The organism is Lelliottia jeotgali (assembly GCF_977070485.1).
The window spans coordinates 1-3217 of the sequence record NZ_CDRVFO010000037.1; the positions used below are offsets into that span (position 1 = coordinate 1).

At 55.8% G+C, this 3217-nt stretch carries 4 protein-coding genes and 3 tRNA genes; all 7 read left to right on the forward strand.

The genetic code is table 11. The annotated features are described in order from the left end of the window. Positions 1-203: 203 nt before the first annotated feature. Positions 204-1163, forward strand: a complete 960-nt coding sequence (birA, locus tag ACW4TB_RS27405) for a bifunctional biotin--[acetyl-CoA-carboxylase] ligase/biotin operon repressor BirA (RefSeq protein WP_279933587.1) — start codon at positions 204-206, stop codon at positions 1161-1163. Next, a complete protein-coding gene (locus ACW4TB_RS27410; protein ID WP_012316527.1) occupies positions 1153-1902 on the forward strand; it encodes a pantothenate kinase in 750 nt (249 codons plus the stop codon). Before birA ends, ACW4TB_RS27410 begins: the two co-directional genes overlap by 11 nt. Before the next feature lie 7 nt (positions 1903-1909). After that, entirely contained in the window at positions 1910-2335 is a 426-nt protein-coding gene (locus tag ACW4TB_RS27415; RefSeq protein ID WP_254466662.1) for a hypothetical protein, read from the forward strand. A 152-nt stretch (positions 2336-2487) separates the two neighbouring features. Continuing rightward, positions 2488-2571, forward strand: a tRNA-Tyr gene (locus ACW4TB_RS27420). Positions 2572-2595: 24 nt separating this feature from the next. Continuing rightward, positions 2596-2669, forward strand: a tRNA-Gly gene (locus ACW4TB_RS27425). Positions 2670-2698: 29 nt separating this feature from the next. Further along, positions 2699-2774, forward strand: a tRNA-Thr gene (locus tag ACW4TB_RS27430). Positions 2775-2852: 78 nt separating this feature from the next. Then, positions 2853-3217: GTP-binding protein (locus tag ACW4TB_RS27435; protein ID WP_455828725.1), on the forward strand; the 365-nt coding region annotated here is incomplete at its 3' end.

A 3217-nucleotide genomic window follows, 5' to 3' on the forward strand; every position in this document is an offset into this window, starting at 1 on the left:
GCCGATGGTAGTGTGGGGTTTCCCCATGTGAGAGTAGGTCATCGTCAAGATTCATTTCGCAAAACCCCTATCTGCGCAAGCAGGTAGGGGTTTTGTCTTTTATGGGTTGATGCACGGCATTTGGGTCGTTTCGGGGGCCCTTTTCCTATGCAAGCCCACGACCCATAGCTATCATGCCAGCCTTATTCCAAGTCGAGACTGGCATGCTGAAGTTGTTGAATCTCCTCAAGGATGGCCGGTTCCATTCCGGAGAAGCCTTGGGTGCAGCCCTCGGGGTGAGCCGCAGCGCCGTTTGGAAGCAGCTGCAGCATCTGGAGAGTGAGCTAAATCTCACCATTCATAAGGTTCGCGGACGTGGCTATCAGCTAGCGGCGCCCCTGGCCTTGCTCGAAGCGAAGGCAATTGCCGAATATGCTGATGCTGAGCAATGGCCAATGTTCATCCACGAAACCATCGACTCTACCAATGCTGAAGGGCTCCGGCTTGCAGGGCAGGGGCAAGCTGCTCCATTTCTGGTGCTTGCCGAGCGTCAGAGTGCTGGGCGTGGCCGTCGTGGTCGTCAGTGGGTAAGTCCTTTCGCGGAAAACCTTTATTACAGTCTAGTGTTACGTGTCGAAGGCGGTATGCGTCAGCTCGAAGGGCTGAGTCTGGTGGTCGGCTTGGCGGTAATGCGCACCTTGGAAGGCATCGGTGTTAAGGAAGTCGGGCTCAAGTGGCCTAATGATGTACTTGTGCGTGGGCAAAAAATCGCCGGCATCCTGCTTGAGTTGGTCGGTGATCCGGCAGACGTCTGTCACGTTGTTCTTGGCATTGGCGTCAATGTGAATATGCAGGTCAACGTCCAGGTAGATCAGCAGTGGACCTCCATACGACGTGAGGTTGGCTCTCCCATCGATCGTAATCGGCTGGTCGCAATGCTCAGCCAGCAGCTGCAGCATGAATTGGCGCGTCACCGACGTTATGGTTTTGCCGCATTTCAGGAAGAATGGGAGCAAGCACATCTATGGCAGGGGCGTAATGTGTCGCTTGTTGCCGGCAGTACCCAGATCGATGGGGTAGTGCTCGGAGTGGACGGGCAGGGTGGCTTGCGCCTGGAGATCGATGGCGTGGAGAAGAGCTTCAGTGGTGGTGAGCTCAGTTTGAGGTTGCGTGATGATTCTTGAGCTCGATTGCGGTAACAGCTTCATCAAATGGCGAGTCATTCAGGCTGTCGACGCCACTATCGTGGGTGGCGGCATTGTGGATTCGGATCAGGCGTTGGTGGCCGAGGTCGGTACTTTGGCTTCGCTGCGTTTGTCGGGCTGCCGTATCGTCAGTGTGCGTAGTGAAGAAGAGACGGCAGCACTCTGTACGCTGATCGGTCAGGCGTTTTCTGTGGTACCGCGAGTTGCGGAACCAGCCCGTGAGATGGCCGGGGTACGCAATGGGTATGAGGATTTCCAGCGCCTTGGCATGGATCGCTGGCTCGCGGCGTTGGGCGCTTTCCACCTGGCCAAGGGTGCTTGCCTGGTGATCGACCTGGGTACAGCTGCCAAGGCCGACTTCATTGGCGCGGATGGCGAGCATCTGGGCGGGTACATCTGCCCGGGTATGCCACTGATGCGCAGCCAGCTGCGCACGCACACTCGACGTATCCGCTACGACGACGCATCTGCAGAGCGTGCTTTGACCAGTCTTGCTCCTGGCCGCTCAACTGTCGAGGCGGTCGAGCGTGGCTGCGTGTTGATGCTGCAAGGTTTTGCTCGTACGCAACTGGAGCAGGCACGCTCGCTGTGGGGGGAGGCCTTCACTGTGTTCCTCACTGGTGGGGATGCGCCGTTGGTACGTGAGGCTGCACCGCAGGCGCGCGTAGTTCCCGACTTGGTATTCGTTGGCCTGGCAATGGCCTGCCCTTTGAACTGAGGTGCTTATGCGTTGGTTGTTTCTGCTGTTGCTGGTGCTCAACGTCTTCTATTACGTCTGGCACCAACAGGAAGCCCCGCTAAAAGCCAAGGATGTCGCCCCGCTCTCGTTGTACAAGGGTAATCAGCAGGAGATTCGTCTATTGCGTGAAGCGGGGGTGGCTACGCCTGCCCGTCGCCGTGACGAATGCCTTGTGGTCGGTGGTCTGGGGGGGCGAGATCAAATCGACGCACTGCGTCAGCGCTTGCTGAGCCTGGATATCAACGCATTGCCGGTGTCTGGGCAGCTGCCCGGTGCTGATGGTCTCTGGCTCAAGATTTCCCCGGAAAGCGAGCGTTTACTGGACCAAACGGTCCTCGCCACTCTTTCCAACGATTTCAAAGACTTAAAACATAAAATTATTTTCTGCCAAGGTATTGCAACTGGCGAATAGCTTGATAGAATGGCGCCCGCTTCACAGGGAACACCACTGAGGTGGTAGACCTGGAAGTAGTGTCAAAGCAGCTAAGCTTCAGATTTGATTGAAAAAATTTGAAAAAAAGCTTGACACTGGGACGGCAGACAAATAGAATGCCGGCCACATCTGGAGGGATTCCCGAGCGGTCAAAGGGGACGGACTGTAAATCCGTTGCGAGAGCTTCGAAGGTTCGAATCCTTCTCCCTCCACCAGTTTTAGCGAGAGCCGCAAGCTCCGCGGGTATAGTTTAGTGGTAGAACCTCAGCCTTCCAAGCTGATGATGCGGGTTCGATTCCCGCTACCCGCTCCAAGTTTGCCGGATTTTGCACAAAGTGTTTCGCTCTTGTAGCTCAGTTGGTAGAGCACACCCTTGGTAAGGGTGAGGTCAGCGGTTCAAGTCCGCTCAAGAGCTCCATATAAACAAGGCAGATATGAAAATATCTGCCTTTGTTTTATCAGCGTAAGACTATTTCTTCTGCGGAGGATTGTATCGATGGCTAAGGAAAAGTTTGATCGTTCCCTTCCCCACGTTAACGTCGGCACTATCGGCCACGTTGACCACGGTAAGACCACTCTGACCGCAGCTCTGACTCGCGTTTGCTCCGAAGTTTTCGGCTCGGCAATCGTTGAGTTCGACAAGATCGACTCGGCTCCGGAAGAAAAAGCGCGCGGTATCACCATCAACACCGCTCACGTTGAGTACAACTCGACCATTCGTCACTACGCTCACGTTGACTGCCCAGGTCACGCTGACTACGTGAAGAACATGATCACCGGTGCCGCCCAGATGGACGGCGCGATCCTGGTTTGCTCGGCCGCCGATGGTCCGATGCCACAAACCCGTGAGCACATCCTGCT